The sequence below is a fragment of the Kistimonas ophiarachnellae genome, assembly GCF_057552235.1.
This window is the reverse complement of sequence record NZ_BAAJPA010000013.1, coordinates 138963-163005: the sequence shown is the minus strand read 5'-3', so window position 1 is coordinate 163005 and position 24043 is coordinate 138963. Positions and strand designations below refer to the sequence as shown.

At 53.6% G+C, this 24043-nt stretch carries 21 protein-coding genes, 3 tRNA genes and 1 riboswitch; of the genes, 7 read left to right on the top strand and 17 right to left on the bottom strand.

Going from position 1 to position 24043, the window contains the following annotated elements; genetic code table 11:
- Positions 1 to 43 precede the first annotated feature (43 nt).
- From AC27K1_RS16755 to AC27K1_RS16745, 3 genes are all read left to right on the top strand, one after another.
- Positions 44 to 120: transfer RNA gene (locus AC27K1_RS16755), tRNA-Met, on the top strand.
- 26 nt (positions 121 to 146) lie between these two features.
- Positions 147 to 223: transfer RNA gene (locus AC27K1_RS16750), tRNA-Met, on the top strand.
- 27 nt (positions 224 to 250) lie between these two features.
- A tRNA-Met gene (locus tag AC27K1_RS16745) sits at positions 251 to 327 on the top strand.
- 144 nt (positions 328 to 471) lie between these two features.
- Here AC27K1_RS16745 and AC27K1_RS16740 read toward each other — a convergent pair.
- From AC27K1_RS16740 to AC27K1_RS16700, 9 genes are all read right to left on the bottom strand, one after another.
- A complete protein-coding gene (locus AC27K1_RS16740; RefSeq protein WP_487151948.1) occupies positions 472 to 1875 on the bottom strand; it encodes a purine-cytosine permease family protein in 1404 nt (467 codons plus the stop codon).
- A 51-nt stretch (positions 1876 to 1926) separates the two neighbouring features.
- The gene (locus AC27K1_RS16735; protein ID WP_487151947.1) at positions 1927 to 2391 is read right to left on the bottom strand and encodes a hypothetical protein; all 465 of its coding nucleotides are present in this window, start codon (positions 2389 to 2391) and stop codon (positions 1927 to 1929) included.
- Between the two features lie 50 nt (positions 2392 to 2441).
- A complete protein-coding gene (locus AC27K1_RS16730; protein WP_487151946.1) occupies positions 2442 to 2999 on the bottom strand; it encodes a hypothetical protein in 558 nt (185 codons plus the stop codon).
- Positions 3000 to 3174: 175 nt separating this feature from the next.
- Positions 3175 to 3906, bottom strand: a complete 732-nt coding sequence (locus AC27K1_RS16725; protein ID WP_487151945.1) for an ABC transporter ATP-binding protein — start codon at positions 3904 to 3906, stop codon at positions 3175 to 3177.
- Between the two features lie 10 nt (positions 3907 to 3916).
- On the bottom strand, positions 3917 to 4801 hold the full coding sequence (locus AC27K1_RS16720; protein ID WP_487151944.1) for an ABC transporter ATP-binding protein: 885 nt from the start codon (positions 4799 to 4801) through the stop codon (positions 3917 to 3919).
- The gene (gene livM / locus AC27K1_RS16715; RefSeq protein WP_487151943.1) at positions 4798 to 6126 is read right to left on the bottom strand and encodes a high-affinity branched-chain amino acid ABC transporter permease LivM; all 1329 of its coding nucleotides are present in this window, start codon (positions 6124 to 6126) and stop codon (positions 4798 to 4800) included. The genes AC27K1_RS16720 and livM overlap by 4 nt, the downstream gene beginning before the upstream one ends.
- Complete coding sequence (locus AC27K1_RS16710) at positions 6126 to 7043, bottom strand: ABC transporter permease subunit (RefSeq protein ID WP_487151942.1); 918 nt, start codon at positions 7041 to 7043, stop codon at positions 6126 to 6128. The genes livM and AC27K1_RS16710 overlap by 1 nt, the downstream gene beginning before the upstream one ends.
- Positions 7044 to 7149: 106 nt before the next feature.
- Positions 7150 to 8271: a branched-chain amino acid ABC transporter substrate-binding protein gene (locus tag AC27K1_RS16705; RefSeq protein WP_487151941.1), complete on the bottom strand. Its 1122-nt coding sequence runs from the start codon at positions 8269 to 8271 to the stop codon at positions 7150 to 7152.
- Between the two features lie 191 nt (positions 8272 to 8462).
- Positions 8463 to 9566 carry a sterol desaturase family protein gene (locus AC27K1_RS16700; protein ID WP_487151940.1) on the bottom strand — a complete coding sequence of 368 codons (1104 nt, stop codon included), beginning with the start codon at positions 9564 to 9566 and terminating at the stop codon, positions 8463 to 8465.
- On the opposite strand from AC27K1_RS16700, the gene AC27K1_RS16695 reads away from it, so the two are divergent.
- On the top strand, positions 9556 to 10782 hold the full coding sequence (locus AC27K1_RS16695; RefSeq protein WP_487151939.1) for a metal-dependent hydrolase family protein: 1227 nt from the start codon (positions 9556 to 9558) through the stop codon (positions 10780 to 10782). The genes AC27K1_RS16700 and AC27K1_RS16695 overlap by 11 nt on opposite strands.
- Before the next feature lie 52 nt (positions 10783 to 10834).
- Here the strand turns inward: AC27K1_RS16695 and amaB are convergent, their stop codons facing one another.
- Positions 10835 to 12373 carry an L-piperidine-6-carboxylate dehydrogenase gene (amaB, locus tag AC27K1_RS16690; protein ID WP_487151938.1) on the bottom strand — a complete coding sequence of 513 codons (1539 nt, stop codon included), beginning with the start codon at positions 12371 to 12373 and terminating at the stop codon, positions 10835 to 10837.
- Between the two features lie 326 nt (positions 12374 to 12699).
- Between amaB and AC27K1_RS16685 the strand changes: the two genes are divergently transcribed.
- Positions 12700 to 13710: a 2-dehydropantoate 2-reductase gene (locus AC27K1_RS16685; RefSeq protein WP_487151937.1), complete on the top strand. Its 1011-nt coding sequence runs from the start codon at positions 12700 to 12702 to the stop codon at positions 13708 to 13710.
- Here AC27K1_RS16685 and AC27K1_RS16680 read toward each other — a convergent pair whose 3' ends face one another.
- Entirely contained in the window at positions 13711 to 14628 is a 918-nt protein-coding gene (locus AC27K1_RS16680; RefSeq protein WP_487151936.1) for a DMT family transporter, read from the bottom strand.
- Between the two features lie 263 nt (positions 14629 to 14891).
- Between AC27K1_RS16680 and AC27K1_RS16675 the strand changes: the two genes are divergently transcribed.
- The gene (locus AC27K1_RS16675) at positions 14892 to 16388 is read left to right on the top strand and encodes a S10 family serine carboxypeptidase-like protein (RefSeq protein ID WP_487151935.1); all 1497 of its coding nucleotides are present in this window, start codon (positions 14892 to 14894) and stop codon (positions 16386 to 16388) included.
- 49 nt (positions 16389 to 16437) lie between these two features.
- Here the strand turns inward: AC27K1_RS16675 and AC27K1_RS16670 are convergent, their stop codons facing one another.
- From AC27K1_RS16670 to metN, 3 genes are all read right to left on the bottom strand, one after another.
- On the bottom strand, positions 16438 to 17256 hold the full coding sequence (locus AC27K1_RS16670; protein ID WP_487151934.1) for a MetQ/NlpA family ABC transporter substrate-binding protein: 819 nt from the start codon (positions 17254 to 17256) through the stop codon (positions 16438 to 16440).
- Positions 17257 to 17348: 92 nt separating this feature from the next.
- A complete protein-coding gene (locus tag AC27K1_RS16665; protein WP_487151933.1) occupies positions 17349 to 18008 on the bottom strand; it encodes a methionine ABC transporter permease in 660 nt (219 codons plus the stop codon).
- Positions 17998 to 19032 (bottom strand): methionine ABC transporter ATP-binding protein MetN, encoded by a 1035-nt coding sequence (gene metN, locus AC27K1_RS16660; RefSeq protein ID WP_487151932.1) that lies wholly within the window; start codon positions 19030 to 19032, stop codon positions 17998 to 18000. Before metN ends, AC27K1_RS16665 begins: the two co-directional genes overlap by 11 nt.
- A 112-nt stretch (positions 19033 to 19144) precedes the next feature.
- Positions 19145 to 19222: riboswitch (SAM riboswitch) on the bottom strand.
- 281 nt (positions 19223 to 19503) lie between these two features.
- Here metN and AC27K1_RS16655 point away from each other — a divergent pair.
- Entirely contained in the window at positions 19504 to 20214 is a 711-nt protein-coding gene (locus AC27K1_RS16655) for a hypothetical protein (protein WP_487151931.1), read from the top strand.
- A gap of 6 nt (positions 20215 to 20220) precedes the next feature.
- On the opposite strand, the gene AC27K1_RS16650 is transcribed toward AC27K1_RS16655, so the two are convergent.
- The 3 genes from AC27K1_RS16650 to AC27K1_RS16640 form a co-directional block, all read right to left on the bottom strand.
- Complete coding sequence (locus tag AC27K1_RS16650; RefSeq protein ID WP_487151930.1) at positions 20221 to 21225, bottom strand: DsbA family protein; 1005 nt, start codon at positions 21223 to 21225, stop codon at positions 20221 to 20223.
- 80 nt (positions 21226 to 21305) lie between these two features.
- Entirely contained in the window at positions 21306 to 23600 is a 2295-nt protein-coding gene (locus tag AC27K1_RS16645) for a heavy metal translocating P-type ATPase (RefSeq protein WP_487151929.1), read from the bottom strand.
- A 122-nt stretch (positions 23601 to 23722) separates the two neighbouring features.
- A complete protein-coding gene (locus AC27K1_RS16640) occupies positions 23723 to 24025 on the bottom strand; it encodes an ArsR/SmtB family transcription factor (protein ID WP_487151928.1) in 303 nt (100 codons plus the stop codon).
- Between the last annotated feature and the right edge of the window lie 18 nt (positions 24026 to 24043).

The following is a 24043-nucleotide window of genomic DNA, read 5'->3' as shown; positions in this document are numbered from 1 at the left end:
CCGGCCCCCGCTACCAACACATTGTGCGTCTTGTCTTTTTCGGTGCGGGGTGGAGCAGCCTGGTAGCTCGTCGGGCTCATAACCCGAAGGTCGTCGGTTCAAATCCGGCCCCCGCTACCAACACAATGTGCGTTTTATCTTTTCGGTGCGGGGTGGAGCAGCCTGGTAGCTCGTCGGGCTCATAACCCGAAGGTCGTCGGTTCAAATCCGGCCCCCGCTACCAACACAATGTGCGTCTTGTCTTTTTCGGTGCGGGGTGGAGCAGCCTGGTAGCTCGTCGGGCTCATAACCCGAAGGTCGTCGGTTCAAATCCGGCCCCCGCTACCAATCCATTCAGATGACGCATAACATCACTTAAAGATGTTATTGCCGCCAAAGAATCCAATATCAATTCAATGACTCCTCAGTTTATTGCAATAACTCAGCAATCAACTGACAGATAAAAAACCTGAATTTAAAAAATAAAGATTCTCAGCGCGACTCATTAACCGACTCTCGCCAATGAATAGCTACCCCATAAATCATCATTACGATGCATAATATAAGAATTGAAGGTAGAACAGTTACAGGCATCCATAATTTAACTAGCAATCCTAAAGGAGCCAATAAACAGGCAAAAAGATTAAATCCTGATCTGTACCAGTAATCACCGCTCTTCTGATAAAGAGCCGTGACATTCAATCGTGAGAATCCATAAAAATACCAGACCAGCATAACCGCTGTAATTGGCGCAAAAAAGGCACCAACATGCGCCATAACGTCCGTATAGCGATGAATCAGAAAGGGAAAACATGATAATGCAGATGCCACCAACACAACAATTGCGGTTGCCCAGAAACGACCAAGCCACTCAACACTGTTACATAATGAAAGCCCACCGGTATAAAGATTAATGACATTGATCGTCCAGTTATCCAGAAAAATCACCAGCATGATCAACAGGATAATAAGCCCCCCCGGCTGCAGCTGGGTGACGGTTTCAAACGGGTTGATACTCGTCGCCTTACCTGCCACCACGGCATAAGCGCCAAACGCTGCACCAATAATAATACCCACGAGGGAACCGGTCAGCGTACCCACCCAAAGCGACCTTTCAGAACGGGTATAACGCGTAAAATCTGAGGCATCCGTGACACAGGTAAAGCATGTACTGACAATGGTATTTAGCCAGGTCGCAATCAAAGGCCAGTGCCAATGGTAACCCGGCCACTGCAAGACGACTTCGATACTGGCTTCTTCGCCACCATAGCGGTACAGATAGAGACTGAGTACCGAAAAACAGGCCAACTTCAGGGGAAAGGCCAACGTTGACACCCCCTTCAACCAGGAATAACCCACGATGGCCACCACACCTTGAAACAGCGCGAAATTCAGGGAAATGACCCAAAGCGGCAGGTACAGCTGGAAGCAGTTTCGCAAGATCGCCTCTATGGCCAGAGAACCGGCGGCGGTCTGAAAGGCAAACCAGTAAATCGAGCACAGCAGACGCAATAGCGATGTCAGCCATTTTGAGCCACGGATACCGAACACTGCCCGGCATAATACCTGCCCGGGTATACCATACCTGACGCCGGCCCGGGCAAAGAGCAGAAAAGGAATCATCCCCAGCATTACCGAAACCACCTGAAGCAGGACCGTCGCCTGAAATGACAACCCAGCCATGATCATCATACCGGAGGTAATCAGTGTCCCCGGATTGATGAAAAGGTTGGAAAAAATATTAAACAGAGGCCAAACACCGCCCACCCTGAGGTTTACAGGGACAGGTTCCAAACCATAAAACTCGGTACCGGCAGGCTGTGGCAAACGCGTTCTTGCAGAATATAACGCTCTCGTTTCCGCTTTAATATTGACATCAGGAAGATTCAAGGGCATGGCTGACTTTCATACGATAAGAAATATGAGACAAGCCAGTATAGAACGCAATTACAGATCTAATGCCCTATCTGGCATTCCCAGATAGAAGAGCGCATTCATTCCATGGAGGCCAGAGTTCAAAAGTGGAATATAAGCAAACACTTCAGCTGCCGTGCTGTATTCTTTATCCAGTGCACAGGCAGCGTCTGGATTTCTTGCATGGATACAACGACTAATTCCATAAACAATCGAGCCGAGAACTGGAACGGGTAGGAAAAAATGCCTTATTGCGAGAATAAGAGCAACGCAACGTTCTTCGGGTTTCTTATCAATGTGTTGCTTATATTGTTCAACAGCACAAATAATACCGACAACAGGAAAAAGCACAAAACTCAAAATAAAAATCGAGACCACCGCCAAAACTTTAGCTGTTCGCTTAAAAAAGAGAGCCGTTTTCTCACGACAAGACGGCCCACTATTTTCGCTATTAACATTACTTATATTATTGTCATTAACAGTAATTGTTGCATCCATCTTTCACAAACACTCTTTATAAATAAGCACTCAGGATACGACACAAAGTCTTAATCACTGTCACCATCAACCAAAAAAGATTTCGTGAGAAAACCAGGCCCAACAATTGGAATACTAAATAAAAACCAGCCAAATGCTTCACATTTGCTACCAGCTTTCTCTGCTCCGATAATTGCCACACCAATAAGTGCTGGCAGGATTAACAAACCGGCAAAAAATGCTGTTACCTGTGCGCATGCACCGCCTTCATAGTTCTCTTTAATCAGTGTTGCAAAAATAACGGCGGAACCTATAATTGGCAAACACATCAGGAATACTTGAAATCCTTCCCACCTGACCTCAGCACCACTTTTATTAGGAGAGTCTTGTCTTTCTTGATTACAATAAGCTATCCCGTTAACAATACCTGCTATAGGAAACAACAAAATACCAAATAAAACTGCACCGACCGATTTAACTGTCCTCCCGAAACAACAGCATTTATTATCATCCGTAGAAGGATCTATACCAGCAGTACCATTTGCAGTAGGACCTATCGCACTTGCCATATTAATATCTCCGTACAACAAAAACCAAAGATTATTTAAAAATAAGAATCTTTCACCCATTCACTTTATTTGACTCAATACATATAGAGAGTTCATTTCTCAATACAAAATAATTCCATCAGTTAGCATAACCAACACATTCAGTCACTCATTCACTACATCATATCCAATGATTATTAAAAGACAGCAGCGCCAGCAACAAAACTGACGCTGCTAATGAATTAGCAGCCCTTCATCAAGCTGCCTGATGACCTCCGAGATAGGCTTCCCTGACTTCACTGTTCGTTAACAGATCAGCCCCTGTCCCCGTCATCCGTATCACGCCATTAACCATGACATAACCACGATCAGCGAGTTTCAGGGCATGGTTGGCATTCTGTTCCACCAGAAAGATGGTCATACCCTGCCGGGCGACCTCACGAAGAATCCTGAAAATCTGTTTGACGATAATGGGCGCAAGCCCAAGGCTTGGTTCATCCAGTAACAACAGGCGAGGCCGGCTCATCAGGCCACGGGCAATCGCCAGCATCTGCTGCTCGCCTCCAGAAAGTGTCGAAGCCCGCTGGCCTGACCGCTCCCGGAGCCGTGGGAACAGCTCATACATCCGCACCTTGTCTTCCTCAGCATGTTCTGTGCCTATGGCAACGGTTCCCATCATCAGGTTCTCTTCCACCGTCATATGGGGGAAGACATGACGCCCTTCCGGCACCAGTGCGATCCCTTTACTGGCGATATCCGGTGTTTTGACATCGCGGAGATCTTCCCCGGCAAACAGAATCTGGCCAGAGGACGCCCTGGGCTGGGCAAACAGCGTCATCAACAGTGTTGACTTACCGGCACCATTGGCGCCAATCAGGCTGACGATCTCACCTTCCTGCACCGTTAATGAGACATCTCGGAGCGCCTGAATCGGGCCGTAAAACGTATCCACATTGCGGATATCCAGCAGGGCTGGGGTTGTGTTCATAATTCCCTCCTTAAACAGCCGCTTCCAGCAATTCATCCTCGTCTGTGCCGAGGTAGGCGCCAATCACATGGGGATCATCGCGAATATCGGCGGGCTTGCCACTGGCAATCACCTCACCATGATCCAGTACCACAATATGGTCTGATATGTTCATGACCATTCCCATATCGTGTTCAATCAGCAGGACGGTCACGCCGAAGTCATCACGCAGCTGGCGAATCATGGCACTCAGCTCCACGGTCTCGTTAGGATTGAGACCTGCCGCCGGTTCATCCAGACAAACCAAGTCCGGCCCTGTGCACATGGCGCGGGCAATCTCCAGCCTTCGCTGCTGTCCATAGGGAAGTTCGCCCGCCAGTCGGTTTGCCTGATCAGCAAGATTCATGATGCCCAACCAGTACCAGGCCTTCTCCAGACCTTTGGTCTCGGATTGCTGAAAACCCGCCGTATTCAACAGACCGGAAACCATGCCACGATTCATCTGCATATGCATGGCGACCAGCAGGTTTTCCAGCACCGTCATTTCCTTGAACAGGCGGATATTCTGGAACGTACGGGCCATACCCGCCCGGTTGACCTGGTGTGACCCACCGAACATCTTGAAATAAAGCCGTGAACCCAGTTGGGCCGGATTCAAAAAATCACCAGGACGAAACGCTTCACCCAGGACCTGCCCAATATCGGTCTCCCGTCCTTTGGCATGGAGTGCAATGCGACCCTCTGTCGCTTTGTAAAAACCGGTCAGGCAATTGAACACCGTGGTTTTACCCGCGCCATTGGGACCAATCAGCGCAGTTATACTGCCCCGCCGGACAGAAAAGGACACATCACTCAGCGCCTTGATACCACCAAACCGCATCGACAGCTGATCGACTTTGAGAATATCCGTGCTCATTGCGTACCTCCCATCGCGGGCGTCATACCGGCAGGCGATTGCCCCTCAGGGCGGGCATGGGCTTCACGGCTTAACCGCACCAGGCCACGGGGCCGCCAGATCATCATCAGCACCATCAATGCGCCGAACATCAGCACCCGGAATTCGGCGAAATCACGCAACACCTCTGGCAGGATCGTCAACACAAATGCCGCCACGACAACACCGCGGGTAGATCCCAGCCCGCCCAATACGACAATGGCCAGAATCAGGGCGGATTCAAAGAAGGTAAACGACGAAGGATTAACAAACCCCTGGTAAGTCGCAAAAAAAACGCCGGCAATCCCGCCAATGGCCGCCCCCGTCATGAACGCTGACAGCTTGACCACCACGTGGTTGATCCCCAGTGAGCGACAGGCAATCTCATCCTCACGCAGGGCTTCCCAGGCACGACCCAGCGGCATGCGCGTAAGGCGACGGTTGATATGCAACACCACCCAAACCAACGCCAGCAGGACCAGGAAAATAAAGATAAACTTGTAGTTGGAACTGTATTCCAGGCCAAAGAACTCATGGAACGGCGTCCCCTCCTTGACCCGTCGTTTGAATTCCAATCCAAACAAGGTTGGCGCAGGGGCTGACATGCCATTGGGACCGCCGGTAAAGGCGGTCCAGTTATTCAGCACCAGCCGGATAATTTCACCGAAACCAAGGGTGACGATCGCCAGGTAATCCCCATGCATGCGCAGAACCGGAAACCCCAGCAAAGCACCGAACACCGCAGCCATTAATGCTGCCAGGGGTAGCATGGCCCAGAACCCTAACCCAAGGTATTCATAGCCTAATGCCAACCCATAGGCGCCGATGGCATAAAAGGCCACAAACCCCAGATCCAGCAGGCCTGCCAGACCCACCACAATATTGAGCCCCAAACCCAGCAGTACGTAAATCAAGCCAAGAATCACCACGGTGATCCAGTACTTAGTTGCCACAAAGGGAAAGATCAAACCGGCAATAAACAACAGTGGAACGATATAGCGCAGATGGCTTTTTTCACCGACCGGTTTGACATACACACCGGTTTTTCGATCACCAAAGCGCTGCAGCAGTGATTGACCCGTTGCCGTCTGAACAAACAGCGACATCGCCAATCGCCCAATGGCAATCACACCGACAACAGCAAACAGGGTTTCCATCCGTAACCTGAAGTCATAACCGTCCAGCAGAAAGCCGATCATCGGCCCGAAGATGACCAGCGACAGTAATGCCGCCGCGGATGTATCAATCAGGCTGCGTTTCCAGTCAATGGCGCCTGATGCGGTGGTGGTTTGTGCGCTTGACTGCATCAGACTTTCTCCACTTCCGGCTTACCCAGCAGACCACTTGGCTTGAAAATCATGATCAGCACCAGCAGGCTGAACGCAAAGACATCCTTGTAATCCGTATTGATCATGCCGGAGAACAGGGATTCCGACAGCCCGAGGATAATACCGCCCAGCATGGCGCCGGGTAACGAACCGATTCCCCCGAGAACAGCCGCGGTAAACGCCTTGATCCCGGTAATAAAGCCGACATAAAAGTCGAAGGTTCCATAGTTCATGGTCACCAGCACACCGGCCAGCGCCGCCATGGCTGCACCGATCACAAATACCGTTGAGATCACCTTGTCGGTATCGATGCCGAGGATCGAAGCCATCTTCCGGTCCTGCTGGGTTGCCCGGCACTTACGCCCCAGGCTGGTTCGATGAATCAGCCAGGTCAGCACGCCCATTCCAAGCAATGCAGCGATGACGATCAGCATCTGGATATAAGACATCTGGATAAAACCATCCCCCATATTGATGCGGATGCTGCCTTCCAGCAGAACCGGTACGCCCTGGTTCCTGGCGCCCTGGCTGATCTGCACATAATTCTGTAGCACCAGCGACATGCCGATGGCCGATATCAACGGCGCAAGTCGTGTAGAACTGCGCAGTGGCCGGTAGGCCACCCGCTCAATGGTCCAGCCGTAAACCCCGTTGATCACAATGGTAAAGGCCAGTGTCGCCAGCAAAATAACGGGGAAAGACTCAATACCAAAGAAAGCCAGGATGGCAATGATGATGGCGGTCAGGTAAGCAGAGATCATATAAACATCACCATGGGCAAAATTAATCATGCCAATGATGCCGTAAACCATCGTATACCCGATGGCGATCAGCCCATAAACAGAACCCAGGGTGAGCCCGTTGATCAGCTGCTGAAGAATAATTGAGGGATCCATACGTTAACCGGTTACGACTTGAATTATTATTACCGGATAGACGGGTCGTCTCACCCGGTCGTATAACTGCCGGGGCACAGGGGATTACCCGGCGCCCCGGGCCGGATCAGAGCTGACCGTAAGAACCGTCACTGCCCCACTGGTACATGACGTAATCAGAGACTTTCAGGTCACCCTTGTCATCAAAGGCTTTCTTGCCGAGCACGGTAGAGACGGTGTTGTTCTTCAGCCAGGCAGCCACCTCGGCGCCATCCGTGCTGTCAACAGCCGTTGCGCCTGCGACAATAGCCTGCATCGCCGCATAGGAATAGAGGGTGTAACCTTCAGGCTCGTAGCCGGTTTCCTGGAAAGTACTGACGACATCCCTGCCATCGGGGATCTGACGGGGATCCGCACCGAAGGTCATCAGCACGCCATTGACAAAGGTCGCACCACCGGCGGCCTTGAGAAAATCTTCAGACACAATGCCATCGCCGGAGATAAACTCGGCTTCCACGCCCTGCTCTCGCATCTGGCGCACCAGCGGACCTGCTTCCGAGTGTAAACCACCGAAGTAGACGACTTCTGCCTTACTGGAGCGGATCTTGGTGACCAGGGCATTGAAGTCTTTCTCACCACGGGTCAGGCCTTCGTACAGCACTTCCTTCACACCCAGCTTGTTCATATGGGCTTTCATGGCGTCTGCCAGACCCTGACCATAGGTGTCCTTGTCGTGAAGTACGGCAACCCTGGTCGCGCCCAGTTCGTTGACAATGTGTTCAGCGGCAACCGTTCCCTGCTGGTCATCCCGACCACAGATACGGAAGACCTGGTCAAAATCCTGTTCCGTGAGTTTTGGATTGGTGGAAGCCGGCGTGATCATCAAGACGCCCGCTTCATCGTAAATCTTCGAAGCAGGGATACTGGATGATGAGCAGAAGTGACCAATAACAAAATCGACGCCGTCGGAATCGACCAGCCGGTTAGCCACGTTGATCGCCTGTTTGGGCTCACAGGCATCATCGGCCTTGACCAGTTTGATCGGCTCCCCGTTAATGCCCCCTTTCGCATTGATATCCCTGGCGGCCTGTTCCGCACCTTTCCATAGCTGTTCACCAAAAGCCGCATAAGCACCCGTATGGGGGCCGGCTACGCCAATCACCACATCGGCCTGGGCCACACTGGCCATGCCCATGGCGCCGGCTACAGCGACAGACAGGAGGCTCTGCTTCAGAAGAGTCTTGCTCATGATAATTCCCTGCTTGCTTTATTGTTGTTATGACCGCCGGCACTCCCACGGCCATCCGGGGGAGCTCATGAGCAAGTTTCACACCAGATCAACCCGTGGCGGCGGATCCGGGCAAACTGCCCATGATTAAAGCCTGGGTGCAGCATCGTTTCTGCACAGGGAATTCATAATGGCACAATCAACGCACCGATTTAAAGCCTTGGTTCCACCTTCTCCAGTGTGGACGTCTGCGATTGTTCAGGCGATGTGTCATCCGGCTGCCAGTCCGGATAACCAAAAAGGTGCCTGAGCCGCTGCCCCATGCGCTTTCCCGGCGCAAAGGCATCTCTCAGCATGTCGCGCCATTCATGAAACGACAGTGTGATGGGATTATGGGAATGGATCTGGCGGGTAATACCATATTCGCAGGCTTCACCCGGTTTCTCATCGACAAAGGTGCCGAACAACCGATCCCAGATAATCAGGATGCCGCCGAAGTTTCGGTCAATATACGACGGATTACGTGCATGATGCAGACGATGATGGCCAGGTGTATTAAAGATCCACTCAAACCAACCCAGCCTGGGAATTACCTGGGTATGAATAAAGAACTGGTAGAACAGGTTCATCAGTACGACGGCTATCACTGTCTCCGGTGGAAACCCTAACACCACCATCGGTGTCCAGAATACCCACATCCCCGCTACCGGATACATCAGGCTCTGACGGAACGCCGTGGAAAAATTCAGTTTCTCCGACGAATGATGGACGACATGCGCCGCCCACATCCAGCGGATGTTATGGCAGGCACGATGAAACCAGTAGTAGAAGAAATCCTGCAGCACAAACAACAGGGCAATCGACCAGGCTGCCACCGGGATCTCGAACAGACGGAAGTCAAATAGCCAGTAGTAGACAGCAATGACCATCACACCGGTGAGCGCCTCCACCAGCTGATACATGCCTGCCAGCATGGCGTTGGACACGGTATCCGCCAGCGAATAGCGGGCGCTTTCCGGAAAATCATTCCGGCGCCTGCGAAGATAAAGAAACTCTGCACCGATGGTCACCAGGTAAAGCGGTGTCAACAGCAACAGCAGAAGGTTGATATCAAAATCCATACAACGGTCTCTGTCATTATTCTTGTTTTTACGCTGCGTATTATTCCACGGAACCACCGGGACACCATGACCACAATGCTCGACCTTCCGGTCATAAAGGGATAAAAACAGGCCCGCTCCTCCATGAACTATCCTGCAGGGCGCCAGATCAATCTGATCGTTAACCGTCTGCAGGAGCATATCCTTGGCAATCATTCGAATTACCAACGCTCATATTCTGGATGCTGCAAATGGCTGTCTGCAGCCAAAACAATGTCTGGACATTCAAGGGGGCCGCATTCATGCCGTCAGCGATGACGTTCCCGACTCCCCGGCGGCTATGACCCTTGATGCCGCAGGACGCGTCGTCATGCCGGGCCTCTGCGATGCCCATGTGCATATTACAGCGGCGACACCGAACTTTGTCGCACTGCGCCACTGGCCAACCTCTTACGTGGCCGCCCATGCTGCCGGCATTGTGCACGATATGCTTATGCGGGGCTTTACCACAGTACGGGATGCTGGCGGTGCGGATTACGGTTTTGCAAAAGCCATTGAAGAAGGCCTGATGATCGGCCCCCGCCTGCTCTTTTGTGGCCATGCCATCTCCCAGACAGGCGGGCATGGTGATATGCGCCTGCCGGGTGACGATCAGGCCGACCACTGCTTCTGCTGCGCGGGCCTCGGGAGAGTCTGCGATGGTGTTGCCGATGTACGTCGCACCTGTCGTGATGAAATCCGCAAAGGCGCTCACCAGATCAAACTCATGGTATCCGGAGGCGTCGCATCGCCAACAGACCGCATCACCAGCACCCAGTTTTCAGAGGATGAAATTCAGGCGGCTGTCGAGGAGGCAGAGGCCGCCAACCTTTATGTAATGGCCCATGCCTACACCAACCGGGCCATTGTGCGGGCACTGGAATGCGGTGTTCGCTCCATCGAACATGGCAACCTGATAGAACAGGACGGGTTAGCACTGCTCAAACAAAAAAAAGCCTTCCTGGTACCCACCCTGTCAACCTATGACCGGCTGGCGCGAGAAGGTGTGGAAGCGGGCATGCCTGAAGCGCTGCAGAAGAAAGTTTACCGGGTTCTGGATGCGGGCCTGGAGGCATTGGAGGCAGCCTGGCAGGCGAAGGTGAACATTGTCTTCGGCACCGACTTGCTGGGCAGCATGCATAAGTCACAACTTCAGGAATTCACGCTTCGCAAAGCGATCATCCCCCCCGCTGCACTGATACAGTCCGCGACCGTAAAAGCTGCTGAGTTATTTAACCTGTCCGATCAGATCGGCACCCTGGCGGCAGGCTACCGGGCAGACCTGCTGATGCTGGATGGCAACCCGCTGGAAGACATCGACGTATTGCAACAGCCGGAACACAACCTGAAAGTCATCATGAAGGATGGGCATATTTACAAAAACACGCTGTAAGCACAAAGACTGACGCCTGGCGGCGCTTATCTGCCAGGCGTCTTAGCCCCTGTCAACCAAACTCAATACCCTGGGCAAGCGGTAATTCACCACCATAGTTGATCGTGTTTGTGGCACGACGCATGTAGTTTTTCCATGCATCACTGCCTGACTCCCGACCACCACCGGTTTCCTTCTCACCGCCAAACGCACCGCCAATTTCGGCGCCAGACGTACCAATATTCACATTGGCGATACCGCAGTCAGAGCCCGCTGGCGAAAGGAACTGTTCTGCCTCCCGCAGGTTTTCGGTAAAGATCGCCGAAGACAATCCTTGAGGGACGCCGTTATGGATAGCAATGGCTTCATCCATATCGTCGTATTCCATGACATACAGAATCGGTGCAAATGTCTCATGGTGAACAATGTCTGCATCATGCCGGATCTTCACAATGGCAGGGCGTACATAGAAGCCGCCTGCCGGCACATCATGCAATACCTGGTCACCACCAAACAGCAACTGCCCGCCTTCCCGTTGGGCTTCCCCCAATGCCAGTTGCATGGCGTTGAAAGATTGCTGATCAATCAAAGGGCCGACCAGGGTACCCGCCGCCATCGGATCGCCAATCGGTAATGTCTGATAGGCTTTGACCAGGCGATGGCAGACCTTGTCAACCAATGAACTGTGACAGATCAACCGACGCAGACTGGTGCAGCGTTGCCCAGCCGTTCCGACCGCAGAAAAAACGATCGCCCGGAGCGCCAGGTCCATGTCAGCCGACGGGGCAAGAATCATGGCATTGTTCCCCCCAAGCTCGAGTAAAGACCGCCCCAGCCTGGCGCCGACGGTCTGCGCCACTTTTTTGCCCATGGGAATGGAACCCGTGGCCGACACCAGGGGAATCCGGTTATCTGCGCTGAGTTGTTCCCCCACGTCCCGGTCACCCACAACCACCGTTGAAACAGAACGGGGAATCTCCGGCATGGAATCCAGCACCTTGTCGACCACGGCCTGTACCGCCAGCGCGCACAGCGGGGTTTTCTCGGACGGTTTCCAGATCATCGTGTTGCCACAAACAATCCCCAGCATGGCGTTCCATGCCCAGACCGCCATGGGAAAATTGAACGCCGTAATCACCGCCACCGGCCCCAATGGGTGCCATTGTTCCATCATCCGGTGTCCCGGCCGTTCACTGGCAATGGTCAAACCGTATAATTGACGGGAAAGCCCGGTGGCAAAATCACAGATATCGATCCATTCCTGGACTTCACCCAAGGCTTCCTGGGTAATTTTGCCAGCTTCAAGACTGATGACTTCTGCCAGCGCCTCTTTGTGCTCGCGGGCCACTTCACCAATACGGCGGACGAACTCCCCTCGCACGGGGGCAGGCACTGTCCGCAAGCGCTCAAAAGCATGCTGTGCCTGCCGGATGACGCTGTCGACCTGTTGCGCACTGGCCATGTTTCCCCGGGTGAGGTCTTTGCCATCAATCGGTGAAGTAACGGTTAATGCATTGCCATCTCCGGGCATGGCGCCATCCCCCGCGATGGCGACAAATGCCTTTTCCGTTGCATACCCTGAACCAAGCTGTGAAAAAATTGCCAGTGTCATTCTGTTTGCCTCACCTGAACCGGTTATCCGGGCTAACCGACAAAACTGCCGGCTGGATCATTCATCCCCCTGTGATCATTTAAAAATACGCATTAACGAACGGTGATGCCAGATCCAGCGTCTATGATGGGATGAAATCATCCGGGCGTGCACAAATGCCGAAAGCGTACCTGTCACCCTGGTGGTGACATCCCCCAGGAAATCCTGCTACGCTGAATTTCGTTTCTATACCGATACACAAACAACAACGATGTACCCTCCCAATTGTCGGCAGATGGCCATCGTCACTGCAGCAATGGACAACGGATCTGACAGAGAGCCACGACATGACGTCACGCATTGCGATATTTGGAGCCGGCTCCATCGGCTGTTTCATTGGCGGTAAGCTCCTTGCCGCCGGTTATGATGTCATTTTTTACGGTCGCCCTGCGCTACAGAAGGCCATCATGGCGTCCGGAGTGCGCCTGTCAGAACTGGACGGAACAGAAACCCATCTGCCTCCGGAACACATTACCTTCAGCACAGACCCTGCCATTTTATCGGATGCCGACCTGATCCTGGTCACCGTCAAAAGCCGTGATACCGAGACAGCAGGATCAACAATACGGGACTACTGCGGCCACTACCCGGCGGTTATCAGCCTGCAGAACGGTATTGAGAATACAGCGATATTGCGTCGGCTGCTGCCTGGTTACCGGGTCACTGGCGGCATGGTGCCGTTCAACATTATCCAAGTGAACCAGACCACGTTTCACCGTGGCACAGAGGGCACCATCATACTGGAAGAGTCGACAGATACGCTGCCACTGCAACACGCGCTGGATAAGGCAGGATTAACAACCGAAACACACAGGGACATCAGCAGCATTCTCTGGGGTAAATTACTGCTCAACCTGAATAACGCCATTAACGCCCTGTCAGGACTGCCACTGAGGCAGCAACTGGCACAACAGGCTTACCGCAGAGTGCTTGCGGCCTGTATCCGTGAAACACTCACGGTATTGCGCGTGGCCAATATCCGACCGGCAAAAACCGGCAAGGTGATCCCGAACCTGCTACCACTGATTCTGACGCTACCGGATCCCCTGTTCAGAAAAATCGCCGGCGCCATGCTGAAAATGGATGACAACGCCCGGTCCTCCATGTGGGAAGACCTGCAGCGGGGACGGGAGCCGGAAGTGGATTACATCAATGGCGCAGTCATTCGCCTGGGTGAAAAGATCGGTGTTGCCACACCCGCTAACCAGACAATTACCCGGCTTATGCGGGCCGCCCATGCCAATGGCAAGGGCAGCCCGTCACTGTCAGCAGAAAAGCTGGAGAATTACTTCAACTGATCAGCTGGCTGACGCGGCGGGCGTTTTGCTCAGCCAGCGTCTCAGCAGCTGCACATTAACCTGTGATATCAACATACCTGCCAGCATCACTGCGCAACCGGTAAAGGTTTGCAGCGTAACGGTTTCATCCAGCAGCCACCAACCGCCCAGTACTGCAAAAACAGCTTCCAGACTAAGGATGATGGAAGCGTGCGCTGCCGGTGCTTTTTTCTGGGCAATAATCTGCAGGGTATACGCCACGCCTGTCGACATGATGCCGGCAAAGGCAATAGCCGCCCACGCGCCCTGAACACCGCTCATGGTGATCTCTTCTGTTGTCAGGGCAACGGCGAGACTGAGCCCTGAACAGGTCAGAAACTGGATGACAGCCAGCAGCAACCCGCTGTGCCGGGGCGCCAGCCAGCCAATCAACAATACATGCAGAGCCCAGAATAACGCACCGATCAGCATCAAAAGGTCACCTTTGTTGAGGGTGACATCACCATGCAGGGTCAGGAGGTAAAGCCCGATCATTGCCAGTACCATACCCACCCAGGTATTCAGGCCGGTTTTCTGTCCCCAAAGTAACCCGATCACCGGCACCAGCACAATGTAAAGCCCGGTAATAAAACCGGCGTTGCCAGCCGTTGTATACAAAAGCCCGACCTGCTGCAATGACGCCCCCGCAAACAGCAGCCCCCCCATTGCCACCCCTCCCAGTAGCAGGGATTTACTGACAACCAGGTTGCCGCCCTGCTCCCGTCGTCGCAGCCAGACAAGCACAGGCAGCAGTGAACAGGCGCCAACAAAAAAACGGATGGCATTGAATGCGTAGGGCCCCATGTGGTCCATCCCGACCCGCTGGGCAACAAACGCCAGTCCCCAGATAGCGGCTGTCACGATCAGCAGACCGTCGGATGCGAGCGTGCTTTTTTTCATATACGACTTATGACTTCCATTGGATAGTTATGTTTATTGTTCCAGCCAGCCCCTGCTGGCTTTATCGGAGCTTTCTCCCTCCCCGGATCATATCGACATACCTCCGTGCCGGACAGTCGCCACCAGCATATTCCTCCGATATTTCCGCATGAAGGGCAAATTGCACGTGCTGAACTATGCTGTTGCAGTGCTCATGCCAGACACCTTTCAGGCAATGGCTTCCTGACACACCAGTATCCATATATTCCGTGAGGTCTTCATTGATGCGCCTGCCAGCGATGGCTGCTGCCAGCCTGACACTCTTATTTTGTTTCTATCAACCTGCGGTGACTGCAGAAGAAGAAGTGATACCACCTGAAAAAGAAGACAATGTGCGCTATGCCCATTGCGGAGGGCAACAGGTGGCTTACCAGGTCACACTGGAATCTTTTGCGATACCGGCCCTGGGCATTCGTCCCGCTGTCGACATCCATGCCTGGCGCTATCACCAGGTTCCCGCCGACAACGCTGAGAGTGAGCAGACAAACCGGCCCACACTCTTTGCCTGGAGTGGCGGCCCCGGGGCTTCCGGCATGACTCTGCATATGGGCCTGCTGGGACCAAAACGCATCAACCTCAGGAACAGCCCTGATACGGGTGACCCACTGGCCGCCAGCCTGGAAGATAACCCGGAATGCCTGCTGGATATCGTGGACATTGTCCTGATCGACCCGCCGGGTACGGGATTTTCAGGCTCAACGGACAAAGACAATCTCCAGTACTACTTCAACAGCGACCGTGATGCCAAAGTACTGGCCGACACCATCAGCCAATATGTCAAACGCTACCACCTCTGGCGCCAGCCACGCTTTGTGCTGGGAGAAAGTTATGGCGGCGCCCGGGCGGTCAAAGTGACACGGGAGCTGATTCAGCAGGGATTACCGGTTTCCGGCATGATTCTGCTGGCGCCTCACCTGTTCTACAGCTGCACCGATACGGTGGATGCCCTGTGTTGTAACTGGAACCTGCAGTCCTATGCGGTAACCGCCCGGTATCACGGGTTGTCTGCGGAACAAAACACGAGCCTTGACCGGTTCCTGAACAACCTGAAAAGTTTCAGCGACAATACCTACCTGCCTGCCATGATCAATGGATACCATGGCCGCCCCCCGTACCCGGTCAGCCTCTCCAGTACACTGGTTCGCTATACCGGAATGACTGAACAGGATTTCCAGACGTATGGCTACTGTCCCTCGCCCACCGACTTTATTGAAAGCACCCTGCGCAATGCCCAGATTATTCCCGCACTGAAAGACAGCCGGTTTCATATTCCTTTCGAGGTCTATACCGGCGCCCGTACGTTGATCAATCCGATCATCCTGATCAACCAGACCTATATCCCACTGTTCAGCGAGTACCTGCATACCGAGCTGAAACCAGAGAAAGAGCAACCCTATGTCAGCTTCAACCCGAAAATACTGGTTGACTGGCAACAGCTGACCGGCGACACCATGAATGTCATCATCGAAGATATCACTGCCAGCATGATGGCCCAGCGACAACTGCGCATACTGGCGCTGGCCGGGATCTATGACCTGCAGATTCCCTTTCGGGCCATTGAGTATGTCCTTTCCCGGCCCGGCATTGACCCGTCACGGGTAGATATGCGCTTCCTGCCTTCGGGTCATGGACCTTATGTGGATGATGATGGCCTGATTGCTGTCAGCCAGGCCATCCGGTCAATGGTCACCCGAACCCTGTCTGAACACACAGAGCTATAAAAAAAGCCCTGTGCCATTCAGACACAGGGCTTTTTATTTCATTCACAACTTAGCGCCAGCCCTGGACGGCGCCACCTTTGAACAGTTCTTCAGCTTTCTGTTCTACCGCTTCTGACTGGAAGGAAGCCACCAGCTGTTCGATGCGAGGATCCTTGCTGTTGTCCTGACGGGAAACAATGATGTTGACGTAAGGCGAGTCCTTATCCTCCATCAGCAGTGAATCCCGTGTCGGCAGAAGGCCGGATGCGACAGAGTAAGTGGAATTAATGAACGCCAGATCGACATCATCCAGAGAGCGGGGCAGCTGGGCAGCATCCAGCTCGATGAAGCTCAAGTCATGGGGGTTATCGATGATATCAACCGGTGTTGCTTCCAGATTTGAGGGATCCTTCAGGGTGATCAATCCCGCTTTGTGCATCAGGAGCAGGGTACGGCCTTCATTGCTGGGATCATTGGGAATCGCCACCCTGGAGCCATTGGGCAGATCTTCCAGACTGGTCAGCGTCCGGGAATAGCCACCAATGGGGTAGACAAAGGTATTGCCCACAATTTCCAGTTTGAAGCCACGGTCATTAACCATTCGATCCAGGTAAGGCTTGTGCTGGAAGGCATTGATATCAATACTGCCGTCAGACAGGGCAATATTGGGCGCCACGTAATCCTGGAACTCAACCAGCTCAACATCCAGGTTGTAGTTTTGTTTGGCCTGCTCAACGGCAGTGCGCATCAGGTCTGCCTCAGGACCGGCAATCACGCCTACTTTCAGTGCTGCATCACCGCTGTCACTGCTGCACCCTCCCAGCACCAGGCCCGTACAGGCAACAGCTGCCGCCAGCCACTTACTGACCGATTTCACTACAGGTATCATCGAACGCCTCCTGACTACAGTGTTTTATACCGTGCGCTATCACACATTTCTTTGAATCAACCGGTACGCACAAGTTGCGTTACCTGAACCGATCAGGCCTGTTTGTGTTCAAAACGGGCCTGCAGGATTTCACCTGCCCACTGGATCAATTGAACCAGCACGATCAATACTACGACAGTTGCCAGCATGATGACGCCGTCAAACCGCTGATAACCGTATCGGATACCGAGATCGCCCAGACCACCGCCGCCAATGGCGCCCGCCATAGCGGAATAACCCACCAGGGTCACCAGCGTCAGTGTCATACCATGGATTAATCCGGGTAAAGCCTCCGGTAACAGGACACGGGTCACAATCTGCAAGGGCGATGCCCCCATGCTCTGGGCAGCTTCGACCAATCCTGCCGGCACCTCATTCAGAGAACCTTCCACGATTCGCGCCACAAACGGAATCGCTGCAATAGTCAGCGGCACAATCGCCGCGCTGGTGCCAATGGAAGTCCCCACCAGCAACCGGGTGAAAGGCACAATCGCTACCATCAGGATAATGAAAGGAATGGAACGTCCCGCATTCACCACACTACCCAACAACTGGTTTAACAGCCGGTTTTCCATGATCTTCCCGGGACGACTCACATGAAGCAGCACACCGAGCGGAATCCCAAAGACAAAGCTTAGGGCACCCGCCACCGCCACCATGTAAACCGTTTCCCAGAGGGCTTCCCCGAGCATCAACCAGGCATTAATGGACATAACCTACCACCTCCACGCTAACCTCCTGGCTTCGGAGATATTTAATCGCCTCATCAACCGCTGCCTCGGAACCGAACAGTTCCACCATGAGGAAGCCCATGCTTTTACCGTTCACGGTCTCGATATCCGCCTGCATGATGCTGAAATCTACCCCAAACTGGCGAGACGCCTTGGTGATCAGAGGTTGACCCACGGTGCGGCCGACGAAGGTGATACGAATAACAGGCCGCGCACCCGGCGCAGGTTCCGTTTGAAAACCGGATTCCAGATCATTGGGCCGTTTCTCATGAATAGCCGTCCGCACAAACTCACGGGCAAGCGCTGTTTTCGGGCTTAAAAAGAACTGCTCAACATCATTTTCTTCGATCAGCTGTCCCTGGCTGAGAATAGCCACACGGTCGCAGATGGATTTCACCACATCCATTTCATGGGTAATCATCAGGATCGTGAGCCCAAGCTTGCGATTAATGTCTTTCAGCAGGTTGAGGATGGCAACGGTGGTCGCCGGATCAAGTGCAGAGGTTGCCTCATCACAGAGCAATACACGGGGACGGCTGGCCAATGCCCGGGCAATAGCGACCCGCTGTTTCTGGCCTCCACTCAATTGGGACGGGTAACTGTTGCGTTTATCGCTGAGACCAGTCAGCTCCAGCAGTGGCAGCACCATTTTTTCGATTTCTGCGCTGGACATGCCGGCCAATTCCAGCGACAACGCAATATTGCCAAAGACCGTACGGCTGGAAAGCAGGTTAAAATGCTGGAAAATCATGCCGATATGCCGACGTTCCCGGCGCAGGTCACTCTCGGCCATGGCGGTCAGATCCTTACCCGCGACGATGACCTGGCCAGACGTCGGACGTTCCAGCAGGTTCACACAACGGATCAGGGTACTTTTGCCGGCGCCACTGGAGCCGACCACACCGTAAATACAGCCTTCCGGTACATGAAGGGAGATTGAGTCAAGGGCCCGCACCGCTGATGCGCCCTGACCAAACTGTTTTGTTATCTGTCTGAGTTCGATCATTTCAGCTCCGCATACTGCTCGTCCTGCGGCGCTAAAAGAGAAGAAGAGGTACCGGCCTACCCGCCGGTCAGGGTATAAAAAACCACTCTGTTCAGAGAGTGGTTTTCACGAATCCCGTCGTCAACCTTTCTCTTTAGCGATATTTATAATGCGCCCGCAAGCCGAAATACAAATCAGCGCCATGTCGCGAGGCTAAGTGTTGCCGACGGTGCTGTCAAGCCTTCTATTCTGCCTGTTATCACATATCCGGCGAGGCAGACCAAAAGTGTCAGCAATGATGAACAATTTGGTTGCTTTCGCTGACAACCCCCATGGGATTCTATAGAGTGGCAGAAGTGCATGCCCCGGGGCTTTGTCAGGCTATCTGACAGCGATGTTTTATTATTCCCGCCCACTATGCCGATATGATTAGCTAGATAAACCAATGCGCCACGGCAGAATCACAACCAGAATGCAGGAGGATACAGCATCATGTCGGACAGTAAGGATGCCCTGAACCAGCCCGCTGCCACCGCCCGGGACAGCATAAACCTGCTCTGTGATGGTTTCCGTGACCAACTCATGCAGAACCTCCAGTACCTTCAGCAGGGTGACGGCCGTCAGGTTCTCGACATGCTGGATGAAACCGGCCAGTGGCATGCCACACAGATGAACGGTTTTCTCAAAACCCTGATACTTCCGCCCATCACCAAGGCGATTATTGCCCTGCACACGAATATTGTGACCAAAAACAACGCGGGTAATGGTGTGACGGCAGAAGCCAGTATCCGACACGGAGTGGAACTGTCTGACCTGACCTATAACGGTGCATTCAAGGTTGACCGCCAACCGGGGAATCTGAAACAGGGAACCCTTCTGGCCCTGCACCTGCTAAGGCAGCAGATGGAAGCCATCCAGCGCCAGACAGCCATTGAACTGGCTGACCAGTCAGAAGACATCGGTCTGATTCGCTGCAGCATGATTCTCGATGGCCTGAATCAGTCCCTGAAAAGTCTGATCCAGTGCCTGCTGTGCGCCACCTTCCCGGACTACTGCAACAGTGCTCATTTCAGCCATATTCGGATCATGGAAGACAACCGGTGCCTCTTTGACAGCCTCTCCGTCTGCCCCCGGGGCCGGAACACCTGGGCACCGGCAGGTATTCCCGTGGCAGGTCAATCAATCTATAGCCAGCCAGATTAATCTGGCTCAGGATGATTTTGACGGATTAAGCTGTCGCTGAATCTGGCTTTCAATGTCCGCACCTGAAAATCTTTTTCCATTGAGGAAATACGTCGGGGTGCTGGATACACCATAACGGCGGCCAAAGTCGGTTGCCTTATCCACAAAAGCCTGCGATTCTTTCGATGCCATGCAGTCCTCGAATGCTCTGGTGTTCAACCCCAGTTTGGCCGCAATGGCCCCCGGTGCAGTTTTAGACAATGCGCCCTGCTGTGCATAGGCAAGACCGTGGTAATCCCAGTATTTATCCTGTTGTCCGGCACACCATGCACCACGCATCACCGTGGTTGATATGCCGGAGGCCGGATCAACCACGGGGAAATCCACATAATAGACTTTGAGACTGCCGGGAAAAGCCTCCATGAGACGGCTGACCATCTCAGCACCTTTCTTGCAATAAGGGCAACGGTAGTCTGCAAACTCGACCAGCGTGAAAGGCGCATCGGCCTTACCTTTGACCGGATACCCCTCCAGTGGCAGCTTAAAGACAGGCGCTTCGGGCTCCGGCACCAAAACTTTCACCCCATGTTCCTGCCGGAGCTTCTCCATGACAACAGCCAGTTGCTGTTGCTCACGCATACTTTCAAGCTGCTCACGGATAGCATCCCGAACCTCACTCAATGGCGCCTGGATGTGAGCGCGGTAATTATCATAAAACGACTGGATATCCTGGTCTGATACCGGCGCTGTGGACAAAAGCGCCGTTCTTATCTCATTAACGCTCTTCCCCTGGATTACAGCCTGCTCCTTGATATATCGATCCAACGCTCCCTGCTCCAGCAGCGCCTGCTGACTTTCCCACGCTTCATGGCGGATGTCATAAAGCGATTGCTGAACCCAGGGTGCGAGCTGTGCCTCTGTCAGGTTTTTCTGATTAAAACGCAGCAATGCATCGCTATCAGCAGAAACAGAAACAGAAACAGAAACACTCACCAACAAACTGCCGATTACTGCCAGAAATCGATTTTTCATCAAGGATAATCCCAGGTATTCCAGAGAAATAACCTCCCTGTCACCCATTCCTGAAAGACAATCAGACGCCTTCGACAAGATCAGTCTTTGGATTGTCGTAACAACCGTAGTGCATTGGCTGTCACCAGCGCAGTAGCGCCACTATCTGCGAGGACCGCTACCATCAGACCGGTCACCCCCATGAGACTGGTCACCAGGAAAACCACCTTCAGCCCTAATGCCAGCGCAATATTTTGCCGGATAATGGCCATGGCGCGACGAGACAGGCAGATAACATCCCCCACTTCGCGGACACGGTCATGGGTCAATGCAGCATCCGCAGTTTCCAGCGCAACATCGGAGCCCTGCCCCATGGCAATACCGATATCAGCGGTGCGAAGCGCCGGCGCATCATTGATGCCGTCTCCAACCATGGCAACGGGTGCGGACGCCTGTAACGCACGAATCGCATTAACCTTGTCTTCCGGCAGCAATCCGGCTCGAAAGCCCATCCCAAGCTGGCTGGCTATAGCGCTGGCCGCACGGGGGTTATCACCCGTGAGCATGACACTGTCGACACCGATGGTACGAAGGCGTTCAATGGCTTCACCGCTATCGCTGCGCAGGGTATCGCTCAACGCAATCAACCCCGACAGTTCACCATTCACGGTGGCACAAACGACAGTATTGCCCTGCTCCTCGAGACGGATCACCTCATTGTCTGCATTCATCATCCGGGTCACCGCCTCAGCCATAACGGAAGGAGACCCGATCCTGACTCTCTGCCCATTTACGATGCCGTCAATACCATGCCCGGCAAGTACCGTGATGTTTTCCGCTGTCTCAACTGAAACACCTCGCCGCTCAGCCTCCGCCAGTATAGCCAGCGCCAGCGGATGACTCGTGCCTTTTTCGACCGCTGCCACCAGGGGTAGCCATTCATCTTCCGGTGAGCCAAAGCTGACCATGGCAGTAACGTCCGGTTTCCCCAGTGTCAACGTGCCTGTCTTGTCAAATGCGACTTGCCGAATACCTGCCAACTGTTCAAGCGCCGCACCACCTTTAATGAGAATACCCTTGCGTGTCGCAGCGGCCAGGGCTGAGGTCACAGCAGCAGGCGTCGAGATAATCAGGGCGCAGGGGCAGGCAATCAGCAGCAAAGCCAGTCCGCGATAGACCCAGACATCCCAGGGCTGTCCGGCCAGGAGCGGGGGCAAAATAATGACCAGTCCTGCAATCACCATCATCAACGGGGTATACCAGCGGCTGAACCGGTCAATGAATCGCTCTACTGGCGCCTTGTGGACTTCAGCCTCTTCAATCAGGGACAGAATACGGTCAATGGCATTCTCACCCGGTTCGGATTGAACCCTCAGTTGCACCAGCCGATCCGTAGCCAGACTGCCTGCCAGTATCCGATCACCCGAAACATGCTCAACCGGGAGCGATTCGCCCGTGAGCGCGCTTTCGTCGAAACTGCCAGCCTCGGTGAGCAACGCTGCATCCACCGGTAACCGGTCACCCGGCCGCACTTCAATGAGATCACCGGGCCGGAGGCTGTCTGCCATCACTTCCCTGCGTTCATCACCGTTAACCAGGAGGGCGGTATCCGGCGTCAGCGCCATCAGCGCCTTAACGCCGCTGCGGGCCCGATCAGCCGCCAGGCTCTCCAGTTTCTCGCCAATCATGAAGAGAAACACGACCATGGCAGCTTCGAAACTTTCTCCCAATGCCAGCGCGCCGATCACGGCAACGGTCATCAGGGTTTCCATACCAAAAAAGTTGCCGCGCCCGGCCTGACGCACCACGCCCTGCATGATCGGGAAAAGCCCCCAAAGGGTTGCAGGCCAGAAAGCCCAAGCTCCCCATTCAGGCGCAATGACCCGGCTAATACCTCCGGCAATCATCAGCCCTGAGAGAATCAGCAACTGCCGATGCTGCCGTATTTTTTCAGTCAGTGAGGATTGGGGCGAAGCATTTCCATTGACACCAGACAAGCCATAACCCAGCTCAGTTACGGTGTTTTCTATCTGGGAAAGGGTCAGGCGGGAGGGGTCAAATTCGACGGTGAGCCGCAACGTGGCGAAGGTAATATGTGCTTTGATCATACCCTCCAGGCGATGGAGAGCGGTTTCTACTTTGCTGATACAACTGGGGCAATCAATACCACTGATTGTCCAGGTTTGTCGGGCGGGTGGACTGTCTCCTTCGTCGTCGTCTTCAGCCTGCCCGGTACTGGCACTGCTGAAACCACTGGCTTCGACACTGGATCCACAACATCCATCAACGTTTTCTGCAGCCTGCTGGCAGCAGGAACTGACTGCAGCAGTCATCTGCACGGCATCAGCGCTGCTGACATGCGCATTGCAGCGATGATTTGAACAGCAAGACTTCATGACATCCTCCTCAAATAAATTATATTTCATATGAATTATAATTTATTTGTATACGGAAGCAACACACTTTTCAGTCACAGGCCCGCCATCAAACATAACCTCAAGCGACATTTCCGCAGTGACTACTCCCGAACATGCTGGATCAGATCATTAAGCACACAACGGATATGGTCATCATCCAGGGCGTAGAGGACTTGCTTACCCTGGCGGTCGGCCTTGAGAATACGGGCATCACGCAGCCCCTTGAGGTGATGGCTGGTCAGCGACTGGGACATGCCCGCCAACTCCGACAACCGGGCAACCGGCTGGGGTTCCACCATACAGGCCAGTACCAGTTTCAGCCGGCCCTCATCCCCCAACTGTTTGAACAGGCCGGCCAGCGCACTGTGCTGGTCCGGATTCAGTGAAATGCTGTCAGAGGTCATAAGTCGATTTTCAACAAA